This window comes from Nocardia ignorata NBRC 108230, from assembly GCF_001612905.1.
Taxonomy (GTDB): domain Bacteria; phylum Actinomycetota; class Actinomycetes; order Mycobacteriales; family Mycobacteriaceae; genus Nocardia; species Nocardia ignorata.
This window is the reverse complement of sequence record NZ_BDBI01000028.1, coordinates 180,296-198,070: the sequence shown is the minus strand read 5'-3', so window position 1 is coordinate 198,070 and position 17,775 is coordinate 180,296. Positions and strand designations below refer to the sequence as shown.

At 66.3% G+C, this 17,775-nt stretch carries 11 protein-coding genes; 2 read left to right on the top strand and 9 right to left on the bottom strand.

Features of this window, described 5'->3' with window-relative positions; translation table 11 throughout:
* Position 1: 1 nt before the first annotated feature.
* The 7 genes from NI2_RS23660 to NI2_RS23630 form a co-directional block, all read right to left on the bottom strand.
* Positions 2-799: a cupin-like domain-containing protein gene (locus NI2_RS23660; RefSeq protein ID WP_067494370.1), complete on the bottom strand. Its 798-nt coding sequence runs from the start codon at positions 797-799 to the stop codon at positions 2-4.
* Positions 800-839: 40 nt separating this feature from the next.
* Positions 840-1,493 carry a hypothetical protein gene (locus tag NI2_RS23655; protein WP_067494367.1) on the bottom strand — a complete coding sequence of 218 codons (654 nt, stop codon included), beginning with the start codon at positions 1,491-1,493 and terminating at the stop codon, positions 840-842.
* Between the two features lie 29 nt (positions 1,494-1,522).
* A complete protein-coding gene (locus NI2_RS23650; protein WP_166655823.1) occupies positions 1,523-7,762 on the bottom strand; it encodes a type I polyketide synthase in 6,240 nt (2,079 codons plus the stop codon).
* Between the two features lie 71 nt (positions 7,763-7,833).
* The gene (locus NI2_RS23645; RefSeq protein WP_067494361.1) at positions 7,834-8,880 is read right to left on the bottom strand and encodes a 2OG-Fe(II) oxygenase family protein; all 1,047 of its coding nucleotides are present in this window, start codon (positions 8,878-8,880) and stop codon (positions 7,834-7,836) included.
* A 77-nt stretch (positions 8,881-8,957) separates the two neighbouring features.
* Positions 8,958-10,007: a 2OG-Fe(II) oxygenase family protein gene (locus NI2_RS23640; RefSeq protein WP_067494358.1), complete on the bottom strand. Its 1,050-nt coding sequence runs from the start codon at positions 10,005-10,007 to the stop codon at positions 8,958-8,960.
* A gap of 721 nt (positions 10,008-10,728) precedes the next feature.
* Positions 10,729-12,141, bottom strand: coding sequence for a sugar porter family MFS transporter (locus NI2_RS23635; protein WP_067494355.1), 1,413 nt, complete (start codon positions 12,139-12,141; stop codon positions 10,729-10,731).
* 1 nt (position 12,142) lies between these two features.
* On the bottom strand, positions 12,143-13,570 hold the full coding sequence (locus NI2_RS23630) for a glucose-6-phosphate dehydrogenase (RefSeq protein WP_067494352.1): 1,428 nt from the start codon (positions 13,568-13,570) through the stop codon (positions 12,143-12,145).
* Between the two features lie 246 nt (positions 13,571-13,816).
* Here NI2_RS23630 and NI2_RS23625 point away from each other — a divergent pair, with 246 nt between their 5' ends.
* Complete coding sequence (locus NI2_RS23625) at positions 13,817-14,245, top strand: hypothetical protein (protein WP_067494477.1); 429 nt, start codon at positions 13,817-13,819, stop codon at positions 14,243-14,245.
* A 60-nt stretch (positions 14,246-14,305) separates the two neighbouring features.
* On the opposite strand, the gene NI2_RS23620 is transcribed toward NI2_RS23625, so the two are convergent.
* Positions 14,306-16,366 (bottom strand): MMPL family transporter, encoded by a 2,061-nt coding sequence (locus tag NI2_RS23620; RefSeq protein WP_174552229.1) that lies wholly within the window; start codon positions 16,364-16,366, stop codon positions 14,306-14,308.
* A 92-nt stretch (positions 16,367-16,458) separates the two neighbouring features.
* Here NI2_RS23620 and NI2_RS23615 point away from each other — a divergent pair, with 92 nt between their 5' ends.
* Complete coding sequence (locus NI2_RS23615) at positions 16,459-16,971, top strand: MarR family winged helix-turn-helix transcriptional regulator (RefSeq protein ID WP_067494349.1); 513 nt, start codon at positions 16,459-16,461, stop codon at positions 16,969-16,971.
* 237 nt (positions 16,972-17,208) lie between these two features.
* Here NI2_RS23615 and NI2_RS23610 read toward each other — a convergent pair whose 3' ends face one another.
* Entirely contained in the window at positions 17,209-17,703 is a 495-nt protein-coding gene (locus NI2_RS23610; protein ID WP_208115408.1) for an ATP-binding cassette domain-containing protein, read from the bottom strand.
* Positions 17,704-17,775: the final 72 nt, after the last annotated feature.

Genomic DNA, 17,775 nt, shown 5'->3' with positions numbered 1-17,775 from the left:
GTCAGGCTATGGTTTCGTGGCAGGTGCACGCGGTGACCCGATCGAGGCGCGCGAGGTGCAGAATGTGGCGTGCCGCTACCCGGATCGCGCACGATGCGACGTGTTTGTAGGTGCCGAAGAAACCGCTGAGCAGAACGCTGGGTGAGCGGTTGTACACCTCGTGCCACCAGTGATCGGGCACGTACAGTGCGTCACCGGCCTGGAGCTCGACTTCGAAAAGGTGCTGACCGGAATTCGTCGCACCAGCTGCTATCTCGGCCAACGGCCGAGCCGAAAGACGCGCCAACGGATCGTATTTCGCCGACAGCGCATCGGCATCTTCGACGAAACCGGGCGGTGCTATGCGGAAGCGCTTGGTTCCGCGGATCGCGACGGCGATGTTTCCGAGCAGGTCGTAGTGCGCGCCGGTGCGCGCGCCCGCGGGACCTACCCAGACTCCGGGCGGCGGAGCGACCACATGCTTCGGGAACAGCCTCTTTCGAGGAAGTATGTCGGCCTGAAGCTGTGGGAACCTGCGCAAGAGATCGAATTCTTTGAGGTAGAGCGGTTCTTCGCCGGGATCGTCGTGCGCGAGGAACTTCATGTACGCACCCAGCGTCGACTCGGTGAAATGTGTTGCGGCGTTTTCGCGATCGCCCCGAACCAGCTCGATGGGCAACTCGGGCCGCAACTTTCCGAGGAAGTCGAAATCCCACCGGTGCACGGCGGGCCAATCGGCGGCCAGCCCCGGAAGGAACGCTGGTTCTTTTCTGGCGATGTACTCGCTCAACGGCACGGTCGCCGGTTGCAGCTGCAGCATTTCTTCTCCCCTCGGCTCGCGCACGGCACTCACAGCCGGATCAGAGACTTCTGTGAATCACAGCGCCGTAATCCAGGGACTGCGGGTGAGGAAAGTAGTTGGGCTTGACCGCGACTATCGTCGTGAAGCCGTTCAAGTAGTAGTAGCGAAGCTGCCGGTCGACGGGCGTCCCGTCGTCGTTGGTCGCCCGCACATAGGAGACCGGTGAGCCCTCCGGGTTGGCCTTGATCCATTCACGTAATCCGGGGACGGTCGACCCGCCGTACAGGTTCCGATAACCCAATTCGGCCAGCCGCGGCAAGAACGAGCGAAAGAGAGTTCCGGCCGCCGCGGAACTCGTGCTGGTCAGGCTCACGCCGAACACACAATCGGTACTGCCCGGCGGGGGAAGTGGGGCGTAGGCACACGCCCGCCAACTCTGCGCCACGTGCACCGTTTCCTCGGTGATCGGTCGGGCGAACATGGACGCGAGGAGCCGGTCACCGTCCGGTGCGAACGCTCCCGCGGCGAGGTCGGGTAGTCGATCGATTCTGTCGAACAGTTCCTCGGCTGTCGCCGCCTGTTCGTGGTCCCACTTGGTTTGCTCCATGTCCACGAGCTGGTCCAGGTCGGACAACCGCAGGTTGCGTACCTCGATATCGTTCGCACCGGCGGTTCGAACGGCAGCACGCGGAAGGTTTTCCCCTGTTGGCATGTGTTTTCCCTTCGAAAGCATTTCTCCGTCTACGGGAGGTCGGGGGGTAGGGAGCCGCTGTCTCGCTCGAGAACCTCGTTGATGTAGACGGCGAGGCGAGTCGGGGTCGGATGGTCCAGGATCCCCGCGACCGTGAGCCGGACGCCGGTGGCGCCGCTGAGGCGAGTGCGCAGCTCCACATTGGACAGCGAGTCGAACCCGGCGTCTCGGAAGGTCCGATCCGCGGCGAGGGCGTCGGGGTCCTGGTGTCCCAGCACGACGGCAGCGTGGGTACGAATCAGGGCCGTCAGCGCTTTGACCCGTTCGCCGGGCGGCAGGCCCAGCAGTTTCGGTCGCGGGAGATCCGCTGTGACGGAGCCGGATTCGTCCTCGGCAGGTGACGGGGTGTGGTGCCGAGACAGATCGGCCAGGATTGCGGCAGGCGGCGCAGCGGGGTCGATGGGCGAGAGGGCTGTCGCGGCGAGGAGCGGCTCATCCTGTTCCAGGGCCAGGTCGAAGACGTCGAGCGCGCCTGCCGTGTCGAGCGGGGCAAGACCCTGCCGGGCGAGACGCGCCAGGTCGGTGTCGTCCAGATGGGCGGTGAGACCGCTGGATTGCCGCCACAGTCCCCACGCGATGGAGGTGGCGGGTAGACCGATGCTGTGCCGGTGGTAGGCCAGCGCATCGAGGAAGGCGTTGGCTGCCGCGTAGTTCGATTGGCCGGCCGTGCCGACCACGTCGGCGATGGACGAGTACAGCACGAACGCGCGCAGATTCATGTCGGCGGTGAGCTCGTGGAGATGTCGAGCCGCGATCGCTTTGGGCGCCAGCACCCGCTCGAGCCGGTCGGGCGTCAGGTCGGTGAACAGGCAATCGTCCAAGACCCCGGCGGCGTGCACGACAGCGCCGAGCGGGTGGCGGGGCGAGATGTCCCGGATCACCGAGGACAGGGCGGCGCGGTCTGTGACATCGCAGGCGGCGATGGTGACCTGCGCGCCCAATTCACCGAGCTCAGCTGCCAGTTTCCGGGCCTCGGACGACTCACGACGGCTGACGAGCAGCAGCCGGCGGCAACCGTGCGCGATGACGAGATGACGCGCGAGCAATCGACCGAGGCTGCCCGTACCACCGGTGATCAGCACCGTCTCTTCGGGTACGAGCGCAGTGGGCTGAGTTAGGACGAGTTTGCCCGTACTGTGCCCCTGGCTGAGGTGTCGCAGCACTTCCCGTGCGTGACCGATGTTCCAGGTCCGGACGGGCAGCGGGCTCAACGCGCCGTCGGCGAACAGCTTCTGGAGCTGGCCGAGAACGGCGTGGACCCGAGACATCGGAAGTACCGCGATATTGACGGTGTCGTAGGTGATTTCGGCATGCCCGGCGGTGACAGTGGCCGGGTCCCGGAGATCGGTCCTGCCCATCTCGAGGTAGATCCCGCCGGGCCGCAGCAGCCGAAGCGAGGCATCTACCGCTTCACCCGCGAGGCTGCCGAGGACGACATCGACACCGGTGGCGCCGGTGACCTCGGTGAAGTGCTGTTCGAATTCGAGAGTGCGTGAGTCGGCGATGCGTTCGCGCGCGACCCCCATCGCCTCGACGACCCCCTGCTTGGACAGGCTTGCGGTCGCGTAGATTTCGGCGCCGAGCATGGTGGCGATCCGGACGGCGGCCATGCCGACGCCGCCCGCCGCCGAGTGGATCAGGACCCGCATGCCCGGTTTCACCTCGGCGAGCTCGACGAGCGCGTGGTAGGCCGTGAGGAACACGATGGGCGCGCCGGCGGCCTGAGCGTGACTCCAGTGCGCGGGCACGGCGAGAACGGCACGCCGATCGACGACAGCGAAGGGTCCGTAAGCACCCGGCCTCGAGCCCGCATGCAGCACGACCGCGGCGACCCGGGCGCCGAGCGCTACGTCGCCGACCTGCTCGCCGACCTCCACGACGTCACCGGCCACTTCGAAACCGAGCGCGGTTTCGTCGAGCATGCCGAGCGCTACCAACGGATCACGGAAGTTCACGCCGGTGGCCACCACGCGGATGCGCACCTGGTCCGGTTCGAGCGGCACCGTGAGGTCGGGTGCCGGGGCGAGCGCGACGCTGTCCAAGGTCTTGTCCCGACCTCGCACCAGCCGCCAGGATTGCTCGACGACCGGTGGCCGGAGAAGACCTTCGGCCGCAGGAGCCAGGCGTGGGACCAATGCCCGCGCACCGCGCAGAGCTACCTGCTGATGGCCGGTGCCGATCACACCGGCCATCAGCCGATGATCGACCGGGTCGTCGTCGAGATCGATCAGTCGCACCCGACCCGGATGCTCGGTCGCGACGGAACGCATCATGCCCGCGCATGCTGCTCCGATCGCGTCCGGCGCGCATTCGGTGATGCTCGTGCTGTTGGCGCGGTGAGTGACGCAGACGATCAGAGTCTCGACGAGCAGTTCGTCGCGCAGGAGCGTTTGTGCGTCGACCATCGATCGCGAAAGATGTTGCCGCAGTGCGTTTTCCTCGGGCAGCTCGCCACTGGGTGTCGAGGAACGAAGATCGAGCAGGACAACCTCCGGAACATCTCGACCGTGCCGCAGCGCAAGGGCCAACGAGCGGGCGTCGGGGTGAACGTCGGCTCCTGGAAGGTCGCGCTGTGCGCCGACAACCGCCCACCGTGCGCAGTCCCCCGCACCCCCGGCGCCCACCTCGACCGGCCGCCAGAGGAGCCGGAACGCATGGCCGGCGCCGGTGGCGAGCATGCCGCGCAGTGCGCGTTTCGTCACCGGACGCAGGAGCAGATCCCGGAAGTCGGCGACCTGGTTTCCGTGTGGATCGGTGGCCCGCACGTGGTAGCGGTCCTGTCCGGCCGGGCTGATCGTGGCGCGCAGAGCGTCCGTCCGGCACGGCAGTATCCGGGCGGCTCCGATGGAGTACGGCAGTATCGTGCTCTGCTCGGCTCCGGTCAGCAGCAGGGCGTGCAGGATCGAATCGACGAGAGCGGGATGAACAGCGAAGCCTTCGGTACGCGGCGGCCGGCGACGCACCAACTGGACTTCGACGTACAGCGTGGTGTCCTTGCGCCAGACGGCGGTGAGGTTCTGAAAGGCGGCACCGTAGTCGTAGCCTCTGTCGTGCAGTACGCGATAGGTTCCGTCCAAGGGCAGGCGATGACTACCTTCGGGCGGCCAAACCTGTTCCTGTGGAACGTCTTCGGTCGCAGCCGCGATGGTGCCCGCGGTTGTCGCCTCGCCGTGGCAGCGCCACGGGCCCTTGTCCCCGCGATCACGCGAGTGCAGGGTCAGCCGTCGGCGTCCGTCCTGTCTCACCGGTCCGCACATCACCTGGATGTCGACCGTGGTATCCGTCAGCGGCAGCGGCGAACTCAGGACCAGGTCCTGCACCCCGCTCCGGCCCGCTCGGGCAGCGCACCAGGTGAGAATCTCGACCGTCACCGTGGCGGGGACGATGACCCGGTCGAACACCTTGTGGTCCGCCAGCCACGAGTGTTCTCTCGGGTCGAGGTGACCCACACACACCGTGCCGCCGTCGGAAAGGTCGGTGGTGGCGGTGATGAGCGGGTGGTCCGCGATGTCGAACGATCCGTCCCGCAGATTCCGTGACGTGCCGGTCGCAGGTAACCAATAGGGCCGACGTTGCAGCGCGTAGGTGGGCAAGTCGACTTCGCGGGCACCGGGATACAGTGCCTCCCAGTTCACCTCGGCGCCTTGGGCGTGCGCGTCGGCCACGGCGGCGAGAAAGTCCTCGCCGCCGCCTCGCCCGCGTTGCAGCGTGCCGGTGACCCCGGCGTCGATGTCGACCAGCGATGCGACCTCGGCGATGGCGCCGACCAATACGGGATGCGGCGACACCTCGACGAACTGCCGATATCCCGCAGTCACCGCACTGCGGATCGCCTCGTCGAAATGCACAGTGCGGCGGAGATTCTCGAACCAGTACAGGGCACCGAGGCCGGTCGAATCGATGATCTCGCCGGTGGTCGAGGAGATGATGGGCAGCCGGGCCGCATGCGAGGTGATCGCGCCGAGATCGGCGAGGATACGGTCGCGCAGCGCCTCCATGTGCCGACTGTGGGAAGCGTAGTCCACGGGCAGCAGCCGGCCTTCGACACCGCGTTGCTCGCAGTGCCGCAGAAATTCCGTCATCGCGTCGGCGTCGCCGGCGACCACCGTCGCCGACGGCCCATTGACCACTGCCACCTCGAGCTGGTTGTTCCACCTCTCGAGTGCTTCCCGCGTGCGCTCGACGGGCATAGCCACCGATGCCATGGCTCCGCGCCGGTCGATCGACCGCAGTGCGGCGCTGCGCAACGCCACCACGCGGGCAGCCTCGTCGAGCGTCAGAGCTCCGGCGATATGAGCCGCGGCGATCTCACCTTGACTGTGCCCGATGACGGCGGCGGGCTCGACCCCGAGGCTCCGCCACAATGCGGCCAGCGACACATACATCGCGAACAACAGCGGCTGGATCACCTCGGCCCGCTCGAGCGGTGCGCTCCGCTCCCCACGCAACACCGCCACGACGTCGAAGTCCACGTAGGGGCTCAACGCTTCGGCGCAGCGCGTCATCGATCGGGCGAAAGCGGGTGAGTCGGTGAGCAACCGCTCCCCCATGCCGACCCATTGCGACCCCTGGCCGGGGAAGACGAAAACGGGGCCCGGACCGTGCCGCACCTTTCCGACGGCAACGCCCTCGGAGGACGTAATCGCCTCTGCGGCGAAGGCTTCCAGCCTCGCTACCAGTTCCTCCTTCTGTCCTCCGGTGACGACAGCTCGATGTGTCAGAGGGCTGCGCGTGGTTCCGAGCGACCAGCTGAGATCCACTGCGGAAAGGTCCGCGTTGCCGCGCACATGGGTGGCCAGCGCCGCGGCCTGCGCGACGAGAGCCGACGGCGACGCCGCGTACAGCGGCCACATCGGCAGTCGCGTGCGCAGCGGCGAAGGCTCACGCGTGCCAATCCGCCGATGCCCGGCAGCTGCGGGCTGCGGAGCTTCTTCGAGAATGACATGGGCGTTGGTGCCGGTGATCCCGTACGACAGGACACCGGCCCGCCGAGGTTCTGCCGAACGCGGCCAGGGGCGCGACTCCCGCAGCAACCGCATGCCGCCCGTTGTCCAGTCCACACCGGCGATGGGCCTGTCCACATGCAGGGTGGCGGGCAAACGCTCGTGCTGTAGCGCCAGCACCATTTTCATCAGACCGGCGAGACCGGCAGTGGCGAGTGTGTGGCCGATGTTCGATTTCACCGAACCCACCCACAAGGGGTCGTCCGCGGAATGGTGCCGCGCATAACTGGTCTGCAGAGTCGCGGCCTCGGTCGCGTCGCCGAGCGGCGTTCCGGGACCGTGCGCTTCGATCGCACCGATGTCCTGCGGACGCAACCCGGCATCGTCGAGGGCGGTGGCGATCACGGCCTGCTGGGCACGCCCGTTGGGCGCCTGCAGTGTGGCGCTCGCTCCGTCCTCGTTGACAGCGCTGCCGCGGATCACCGCGAGAACCGGCTTGCCGAGGAACTGGGCTCGCTCCAACGGCATCAAGATCAACGACGCGACGCCCTCCGCCGGTGCGAAACCGTTGCCGTCGGCGGAGAATCCACGGGAGTAGCCGTCCACCGACAGGACGCGGTGCCGGGAGTATCGTGCCAGCATCGACGGATCGGAGATCGCCGTAGCGCCGCCGACGATCGTGACATCGCACTCACCGGAGCGCAGCGCCCGCACCGCCAGGTGCACGGCCACCAGCGCGGACGAACAGGCCGTATCCACGGTGATGGCCGGGCCGTTGAGGCCGAGCGCGTAGGCGATCCGGCCCGAGGTCGCGCTCAGCATCGTGCCCATCAGCAGATGCCGTTCCAGGCCGGGAATTCTCGAGCCCGCCAGACCGTAATAGCTGTCGGTCGCGCCGACATACACGCCGGAGCGAACGGTGCGCAACGACTGCGGGCTCGAGCGCGCACGTTCCAGGGCCAGCCACGAACTCTCCAGCAGCATCCGTTGTTGCGGATCCATCGTGGTGGCCTCACGCGGGCCTATCCCGAACAGGCTCGCGTCGAAGTCGCCGATGTCGCGGAGGAAGCCACCCCGCTGGATATAGGTGGTCCCTTCGACAGCCGGGTCCTCGTTGTACACCCGATCGAGGTCCCATCCGCGGTCGGTGGGCAGGCCGTGGGACACATGCCGTCCCTCGTCCAGCAGCTTCCAGAACTCGTCCGGACCATCGGCACCCGGGAATCGGCAGTCCATGCCTACGATCGCGATCAATCCACCCGGCCCGGTGTCGCTGTGGTCAATCATGGCACCATTCATTCCTCGTCTTCGGGCACAGTGGCAGACCGGATATCGGCAGGAAGCTGCTCGACGCGCGGCTAGTCGTCGTAGTCCACGTATTTGCCTGCCAGCTTCGCCATGAAGTCCTTGGCACCGATGGGCCCGTACTTCGGGGTGCGGCCGGGCCATACCTCGAGGACCGAATCCTCCCGGGGCAGAACGAGATAGGGAACAGAGATCCGCGACACCGCCCGGTGGGCCGAATCCCTTGGCGCGCAGACTCGATGCGAACACGAACGGAAGCGGTCGTTGCTGACCATTTGGAGCCAGTCGCCGCTGTTCAAGATCATGGACCCGGACGGGGCGGACACCCTGCTCCAGGTTTTGCGCTCCGGGTGGAAAACCTGCAGCCCTTCGATCGGGTTGGCGGGCAGCAGGGTGATGAGGCCGTAATCTTCGTGGGTCATGAAGCGACCCGTGTTCTCGGTATCGCTGTTGCGGCTCTCGAACGCCGGGTAGTGGTTGATCCTCAGCACGCCGTTCGGCGGTGACAGTTCCTCGTCGTAGATCGATGGATCGATATCCAGATACTCGAGCAGGGCTCGGACGAGCGGCAGCGTCATGTCCTCACACGCCCGCCAATACGACCGCAGACCCGTTTCGAACTTCTCCTCCGGCCAGAAGGACAGCGCCTTCTGTGAGTCCTCACCGGGCATACGGAAGGAATCGCGAAAGAACTCCCATGCTTCCACCGCGTTCGGTCGCGTCGGCGTCCACTCCTGGACTGCGAAATACCCGCGGCGGAACGCTCCGCCGTACACGTAGTCGGTCGCGGCGAACTTCAGTTTCTGTTCGCCGGGAACCGACGTGAACAATTCCAGTGCGCACGCATCCGTCGCCAGGAGCGAGTCGGCATCGATCCCATGGTTCACCAAGATCGCCAGTCCGATATCTTCCATGGCACGACCGAGCGTATCGACGAAACGTTTCCGTGCCGCCGCGTCGCCCTGGAGATCGGCCATATCACAGATCACCGGTTCGAAACTGTCGTCGAATATGTCGTCGGGACTTTCCTCGAGGGAATAGTCGAGGTCTTTGTCCACCACCCCGAATTTGCCGAGCGCTTCATTGGCATTGGAACCCACGTTGTCACCTCTGAATGAATCCGAGCCGTCGGCAGACGACTACATTTACACGCCGCCGGTCCGACGCATAGAAGACCTCAGCGATTCAGATACCTGGCAGCCAGCCTGGTCATGAAATCCCGGCCGCTGATCGGCTGATACTTCGGCTCGAACCCGGGCAGCACTTCCACGATCGACGTCTCGTGCGGATGTACGACGTAGGGAATGGTCAGGCGAGGCACCGCCCGCTGGGCACGATCGCGAGGAACGCTGACGCGATGGGTGCAGGAGTGGAAGTGATCATTGCTGATCATTTTCAGCCAGTCGCCACTGTTCAGCACGAAAGAACCGGCAGGCGCGTGGACCCTGCTCCACGTCTTGCGCCGGGGGTGGTAGAGCTGCAACCCCTCCACCGGGGTGGCGGGCAACAGCGTGATCAGCCCGTAGTCCTCGTGCGCGATGACCCGGCCCGTGTTCCCGGCCGCCACCGCCGCGTCGTCGATCGGCGGGTAGTGATTGAACCTCAGCACACTGTTCGGCGGCGAGAGTTCTTCGTCGTAGAGCGATGGGTCGACGCCCAGATACCGGAACATGGCGTGCACGAGCGGGAGCACCATCCGCTCACACGCCTGCCAGTAGGGTCGCAGCGCCGTTTCGAAACGTTCATCCGGCCAGAAAGTGAGCGCCTTGTCGGGGTCTTCGCCCGGAATGCGGAAAGCCGCTTTGTCGAGTTCCCACGCTTCTACCGAATTCGGCAGCGAAGGCGTACTTTCCTGGAGGGGGATGTACCCCATTTGCAGCGGCTCACCGAAGGTGGTGTCCGTCGCGATATACCGCATCTTTTCTTCGATGGGTGTGGCCGTGAACATCTGGAGTGCCGCGTCGGCGGCCGCCGGCAGGACGGGCTCGGCGCCATGGTTGATCAAGATGGCCAGTCCGACCTCCTCCATCGCCTCCCCGAGCTGGTCGATGAAGCGGTTTCGCGCCGCCGCACCACCGTCGAGGTCGGCCATGTCGCAGACTTGTGGCTCGAAGCTGTCGTCGAATACGTCGCCGGGACTTTCGACGAGAGAATATTCCAGACAGTCGAGATCATTCTCCACCACGGCGAATTCCGTGCGCTCCACATCGGATTTGTTTGCGCTCACACTGGCCCCCTTCAAGATATTCGATCAGGTATCCGGGCAGAGTTCCACTCGGTGACTGGAAAGCTTGAGAAAGGTCGAATAAGGCGGAACTGCTGGGTAGATCAAGGTTGCATCACCGCCGGTGCACTGTCAATAGCGGTCGTAGCGGCGACCAGTCGCAGAGAATTTGCTCGCCACGAAGCTAAATTTCGGCAATCCGACCAGACAGTCATCAAATTCTCGCATCGACAAGCCATTCCCGATTCACAGATCTTCGCAGCCCGGAAAACGCGATGAATGCACGGAGTATTACGGCTTCCGGGCGGCACAAACCATTCCACCGGCAGCGGGGATCATGGCACGACCGCACTCACCGTGCCCGGCCATTTCGCAACGAGCAGCCCGCGTTGCGCCGTGGAGTCGCTACCCGACTCGCGTCCATCGAACGACGGGCCGCTACGGACTACTTTACGGTGATTCATGTTGAGACAGAGCGCATTTCGGTCACTTCGTCGATCTTCCGACCGAATGCGCAGATCACAGCGGTTGCACCGCCGGTAGCAATCGGTATGTCGGGCTCCGACTCGGCTACCGAGCTAACCGGATCCAAAACCCTTGTCGGCGCAGGTCTTTCGCGCCGCCATTGGTTCGCGGTGATGGTGCCGACCGGCGGGCAACGCGGCCGACGAGCAGCTCACCCGGTTTCCTCGGATGCTGTGAACGCTATTCGCCCACCTATGCGCTAGTTCGGGATGTGCCTACCGGCGCGGGCCTGCAGGTCTTCGTCGATCTGTGCGAAGTCGCGGTCCTTGGTCTCGGGGACCCGGCGGTAGACGAATATCAAGGCCACCAGGCAGATCACGGCGAAGATCAGGAAGACAGGACCTGATCCGATCGCCCCGGTCAGCGGCAGGAAGGCCGTCGACATGATGAAGTTCGACAACCAGCTCACCGCTGAGCCCGCGCCCGAGCCCTGTGCCTGCACGTCGGGCGGGAAGACCTCCGCCAGGATCACCCAGAACACCGGGCCCATCCCGATGGCGAAGGACGACACGAACACCAGCATGCACACCAGCAGGATCACCGAACCGAGATCGACGATGAACGAGACACCGAGCAGTGCCACCGAGATCCCCATTCCGACCAGGGAGATCAGCAACAGCGGTCGGCGTCCGAGCCGGTCGATCAAGCGCAGCGAGACAAATGTCATCGCGAGATTCACGATGCCGATGATGACCGAATAGACGATCGAGTTCGAGGCGCTGAGACCGGTCTCCTCCATGATCGTCGGCGCGTAGTAGAGCACGGTGTTGATGCCGACGAACTGCTGCAGGACAGCGAGTCCGAGTGCCACGACCAGCGCGGGGCGGACGCGGGGCGCCAGCAGCACCCGCCACCCCTTCTGCTCGGGACTCTTGTCCTGTTCCCGAAGGCGCCGGCGTTCGGCTTCTTGGTGGCGGTAGTGCTCGATCACCTTCTCGGCACCCGCGGCACCGACGACCGAGCCGATGGTGGTTCGTGCTTCATCGATACGCCCCTGCGCGATCAACCAGGTGGGCGTTTCCGGTAGCCGTTTCACGATCAGCACCAGCAAGATCGCCGGAATCGCGCCGACCCAGAACATCGCGCGCCAGTCGCCGCTACCGCTGAAGGCGAGGTTCACAAGGTAGGCGACGAGCATGCCGACCGTCTGCAGCAGCTGATTGAGGGTGAGCATTCGCCCACGGATCTGCGGCGGCGAAATCTCGCCCAGGTAGGTGGGAACAAGTGCCGAGGCGATGCCGACGCCGAAGCCCATGACCAGGCGGCCGAGGACGAGCAGAGGGAATCCGGTCGCCAGCGCCGACACGATGAAGCCGACCGCGAACAGCAGCCCGGCGCCGCCGAGCACCATTTTGCGGCCGAATCGGTCCGCGAGCCCGCCGGTGAACATCGCCGCGACCAGCGCGCCGAGCAGCAGAATACTTGTCACCAGACCCTGTTGGGCGTCGTGGAGGTCGAGGTCGCCGCGGATGTAGAGCAACGCGCCGGAGATGACGCCGGTGGCGTAGCCGATCATGAAGGTGGCGAGGTTGATCCACAGTCCCCACCGGGCGACCATGCGCAATCCCGCGTTGGGTACGTCGAGTTGGGAACTCTCTGAACCGTTGGTCATCTCATTCCCCCTGGCCGGGGAGCCCGGTCGGAGCCCAGCCGGTAGGGCCCGTGCTGCCTGCCGCGTATTCCCCTATCGGCACCCGGTTCTCGCGCCAGGCCTGGCGGACCGGCTCGATGATGCGCCAGCACTCGACGGCCATGTCGCCACGTACCGACAGTGGTGGGATGCCCTCGATCACGCCCCTGAGTACTTGGCCGTAGGGCGGGAGCATGCCCGCGCCGAACTCTCCGGCCAAGCTCACCGGATCGATCTCGAACGAGTCGCCCGGCCCGCTGATGTTCACGTCGAGCCCGAAAGTGTTGGCGCCGAGGGGTATTCCGATGTGGAGCCGGTTGGGTTGCGGGCTGCCGGTCATGCCGACCGGTATTTGTTGCGGCGGCTTGAAGGTGACCGTCACCTCGGTGCGCGGTGAGCCGAGCGCTTTGCCCGAGCGCACCCGGAACGGCACACCCGACCAGCGCCAGGTATCGACCGCGAGCACCAGTTCGGCGAAGGTCTCGGTATTGCGGGAGCCGTCGATGCCCTTCTCATCCACGAAGGAGGGCACCTGACGGCCGTCGATCTCACCTGCGGTGTATCGGGCGCGGCGGCTGTATGTGATCGGGTCGTCGTCCCAGATCCGGGTGGCCCGCAGGATCTGGGCCTTCCCGTCGCGCACGGCGTCCCCGTGCAGCGACGGCACGGGCTCCATCGCGAACAGCGACAGCACCTCGAGCAGGTGGCTCTGGATCATGTCCGCCAGCGCACCGGTGCCGTCGTAGAAGGCGGCCCGACCTTCCAGCGTCAGGCTCTCGTCGAAGACCACGTCCACGCTGTGCACGTGCTGGTTGTTGAGCAGCGGTTCGATCATGCGGTTGGCGAACCGCACGCCCAGGATGTTGAGAACGGTCGACATGGCGACGAAGTGGTCGATCCGGTGCACATGGTCTTCCGGAACGAGCTGTGTCACCAACTCGTTGAGCGCGGCGGCGCTCTCGGCGTCGCTGCCGAACGGCTTCTCGATCGCCAGCCGGGTGCCCTCGGGCAGGTCCACTCCGGTGAGCACGCGGCAGACCTTCTCGGTGACAGCGGGCGGCAGCGCGAAATAGATGATCAGCTGTCCTGTGCAGGAGTCGAGCAATGCGCGCAGATCGTTCTCGTCGGTGGCATCCGCTGTGACATAGCGGGTGGTCGCGACGACGGCTTCCACCTGCGGTCCGCGCGCGTCCACCGTCGCGAAGGACTCGGTGACCTGCGAACGCCAGCGGTCGTCGTCCCAGCTTTCCACCGCGCTGCCGACGAGCTGAAGCTTGTCCACACCACCGGTGGTCAACAGCGCACCGAGCCCCGGCAGCAGCAGCCGCGCCGTGAGATCGCCGCTCGCACCGAGAATCACCAGCGTCTGATCACGTGAACTGTTCGCCCCAGTTGTCGAGTCCGAGGTCATAGTCCTTCGCTCCTGTCGTGCGTATTGCGACGAGCAACGCGGCCTGCAATGCCGATCCGACCCTGCGCCCACAACGGAGCGCCTCCTGCTTGAACTTGCGCGGGACAACTCTATGTTGCCGACGGACCCGGTGCCGGGAGGTCGTGAGCAGCGCGTCATCGGGTCATGTGCTGCGGAGCCATGCCGATCCACGACCAGATGGCAACGCGCGACCGTCCGTGGTCGGGGTGCGCCAGAATCGACGACATGAGTACCGCATCGGCAGTCGCCATCGCCGTCGTGTTCGTCTGGCTCGGCATGGTGCTGGCCATCTCGTTCCTCGAGGCCCCGCTCAAGTTCCGCGCACCGAACGTCACCCTCGCGATCGGGCTCGGCATCGGCAGGATCGTCTTCCGCGCCCTCAACATCGTCGAAACCTGTTGGGCGGGAATTCTTGTGGCGTCGTTGATACTCGGCCTTCCCGGCGCCGCGGCCGGTTCCGCTGTCCTGGTCGCGGTGATCGCCCTCGCCGCCCAGGTGATCGCCGTCCGTCCGCGACTGGCCCGTCGCAGCGACGCGGTGCTGGCGGGGCTCGACGCACCTCGCTCACTCGGCCACTACGTCTACATCGCACTGGAGGTGGTGAAGACGATCGCACTGCTCGTCGCGGGCATCGCCCTGCTGATTTCCGCCTGACACCTCGCGGAGGCCGCCTCGAAGGCGCGATCACCTGCATTGGTTCCCGGGCACGCTCGCCTACTTCTCGGGGACCGAGGGCCACCAGACCTTGTCACCCAGGAGTTCGAACAGGGCTGGGACCACCAGTGTTCGGACGACGAAGGTGTCGAGGAGGATGCCGATGCCGACGACGATGCCGAGTTGAGTGAGGGTGATCAGCGGAAGTACGCCCAAGACGCAGAACACCGCGGCCAGCACCGCGCCCGCGCTGGTGATCACCGCGCCGGTGGATGCGACGGCGCGGACCATGCCCTGGGTGGTGCCGTTGGCCGCTGCTTCCTCGCGCGCCCTGGTCACCAGGAAGATCGTGTAGTCCACGCCGAGGGCGACCAGGAACAGGAAACCGAACAGTGGCACGTTGGTGTCCAAGGCCGGGAAACCGAACACCGTGCCGCTGATCCAGCTGCCCGCGCCGAGGGCGGCGAGCGCGCTCAGGACAGTGACGCCGACGAGCAGCACCGCCGCCGGGACCGCTCGCAACAGGGCAAGCAACACCAGCAGAACGACGACCAGGATGAGCGGGATGACCAGTCCCTGGTCCCGGCGCGCGGCGTCGCGGATATCCAGGGCCTCGGCATCGGAGCCACCGACGAGCGCTGCACCGTCGGGGACCGCGCCGAGTGCCGACCGCATGGCCTCGACGGTGGTGAACGCGTCGGCCGAGCCGGGCGGCGCGTCGAGGACGACCGACCAGCGCGTCATTCCGGTGTCGGAGGTTCCGGTGCGGGTCGCCCGGGAAATCCCTGGCACGGTGTCGAGTTCGGCCTGCACCGACGGTGCGGCCGCCGTGCGGGCGATCACGACGGCGGGGTCGGCGGAGCCGGAGGGGAAGTGTTCGGCCAAGGTCTGTAGTCCGTCGACGGATTCGGCTTCGACCCGGAACTGCTCGGTGCGTGACAGGCCGATGTCGGTGGTCGCGAGACCGGCGGCGAAGACCACGAGGACGGCCGACGCGACACCGGCGACGAGGGCCGGGCGGCGCACCACGCGCTGCGCGACGTTCGCCCAGATGCCGTGCTCGGCCGGATCGCGACCGTCGGCGTGCGGCACGAACGGCCAGAAGATCTTTCGCCCACACAGGGCCAATGCCGGGGGCAGTGCGAACAGGACGAAGATCAACGCGACGACGAGTCCGGCCGCGGCGAACGCGCCGAGGCTGCGCGTGTTCGGCAGCGCGGCCAGCAGCAGGGTCAGCAGCGCGAGCACAACGGTGACATTGCTGGCCAGGATGGCGGGCGCGGCATGGCGTACAGCGGCGCGCAAAGCGTCGCGATGGTCGTCGTGGCGATGCAGTTCGTCGCGGTACCGGGAGACGAGCAGCAGTGCGTAGTTCGTGCCCGCGCCGAAGACGAGAACGCTGGTGATACCGGAGGTCGAGCCGTCGAAGGTGAGACCGGTGAGCTGGGCCAGTGCGGTGCCGACGCTGGTGGCGACGCGGTCGGCCAGGCCGACGACCGTCAACGGGACGAGCCAGAGCACCGGTGAGCGGTAGGTGAGGATCAGCAGCACCATCACCACCAGCGCTGTGACGATCAGCAGCAGGGTGTTGGCACCGGAGAAGGAGTCGGCGATGTCGGCGCCGAAGGCGGGACCGCCGGTCACTTGCACGCGCAGCGGTTCGGGCAGGTCCGTGGTGAGGGTGGTGCGAAGCTCGTCGATGCGATCGGTCAGCGCGAACCCGTTCAGGTCCGCAGGCACCGGGATCTGGGCGATGGCGGCGCGGCCGTCGGGAGCCGGGACGACGCGTGGACCGCCCGACGCGGAGACCTCGGCCCGGATGAGCGCGGCATCGAGTGCGGCCAGGTCGGTCGGGGTGAGCACGCCGTCATCGGTGCGGGTCGCCACCAAGATCGCGGCGGCTTCGTCCGCGCCTGGGAAGTCGTCGGCGGCAGCGGCGGCCCGAGCGGATTCCGCCGAGGACGGCAGCGACACCGGCGCCTGCCCGGCGCTCTGGTTGCTGCCGGCCGACGCGACAACAGCCACCGCGGCCACGAACACCGCGAGTAGCAACGCCCACGATCGCCGCCCGGTCACCATCCGGGCGAACCGATCCCATCCCTGCCCATCGCTGAGTCGCATCACGCGATCAACTATTTCAGAAACTTAACTATCTGACAATGTCGCGACCCGGGAGCGGCTAAGCTCACCACCGGATCGAGAGGAGACATGCGTTGGGTGACCAGACCACCGAGGACGCCGATCCGGCTCGCGACCGGTCGGAGCTGGAAACCGAGATCGCCCGCGATCTGCGGGCGCTGACCGCGATCTCCGAACAGATCGGTCACGTCTTCGCGCGGTCGAACGATCTGCGCCCCAACGACTTCCGTGCCCTGATGCATGTGGCAACCGCACAGGCCGAAGGCACACCGGTGACCGCGGGCCGACTGAGCACACTGATGGGGATTTCCGCGCCCGCGGTCACCTACCTGGTCGAGCGGATGATCGAATCCGGCCATCTCGAGCGAGTACCCGACGCCACGGACCGCCGACGAGTGCACCTCGGCTACACCGACCACGGCATGTCCGTGGCGGCCGGATTCTTCGGACCACTCAGCACCCGCACCCGGGCTGCGATGGCCGAGCTGCCCGCCGCCGACCTCGAGGCAGCCCACCGGGTGTTCGTCGCGATCACCGGCGCGCTGCGTGATTTCTACGGCGAGCTACCGGCGCAGATCGACCGCTGAGCTCGTCGCAGGTCCCTGTGTCCGGCCCGGCTCACCGTGCGAAGCAGCGCCTCCCACATACATCCGCACCCGCGGATCCTCGGAGTCGGACAGTTCCGCCATCGTCCCGACGGCCAGAATCCGCCCTTTGCTGATGACAACCAGGCGGTCGGCGTAACCGGTGGCGGCGAGCAGGGCGATGTCGTGGGTGATGATGAGCAGTGCCGCGCCGGTGTCGGCGTACTCGCGCAGCGACTTTCACACCGCGTAGGCGGTGCCCTGGTCCAGGGAGGCGGTCGGACCGTCCGCGACCAGGACATCGGGAGCGGTCAGCAGGGCGGCCGCGACGGCGGCGCGTTGGATCTGGCCCGCGGAGTTGTGCTGCGCGAGCAAATCCAGAGCGTCGATCGGGTAATGAGCGGCAGCGCAGGCTTGTTCGACGGTCCAGGCTCGGTGTCGAAGCTCCGATCGGCGGAGTTGCTCGCCGACCGTGCGGTCGGGTACGAAGGCATCGATACCGTCCTGAGGGATATAGCCGACGCGACCGTCGATCAGGACTTCACCCCTCGCCCGTGCCGATTCGGGCAGGCGACCGGTCAGTGCGTAGGCGATCATCGTCTTGCCGTCGCCGGGGCCGCCGAGCAACGCGGTGAGCTGTCCGGCGGGAACACTCAGATCCACGCTCGTGAGGATTGTGTCGCGCCACCGGCCGGTGTCGATGTCGACGGTGAGGGAACGCAGTTCGGCTGTCACTCCTCCAGTGTGGCCGGGTTCGCCGGCGACGACACCTAGACTGCTGCGAACCATTCGGTGGGAGGTGGCTAT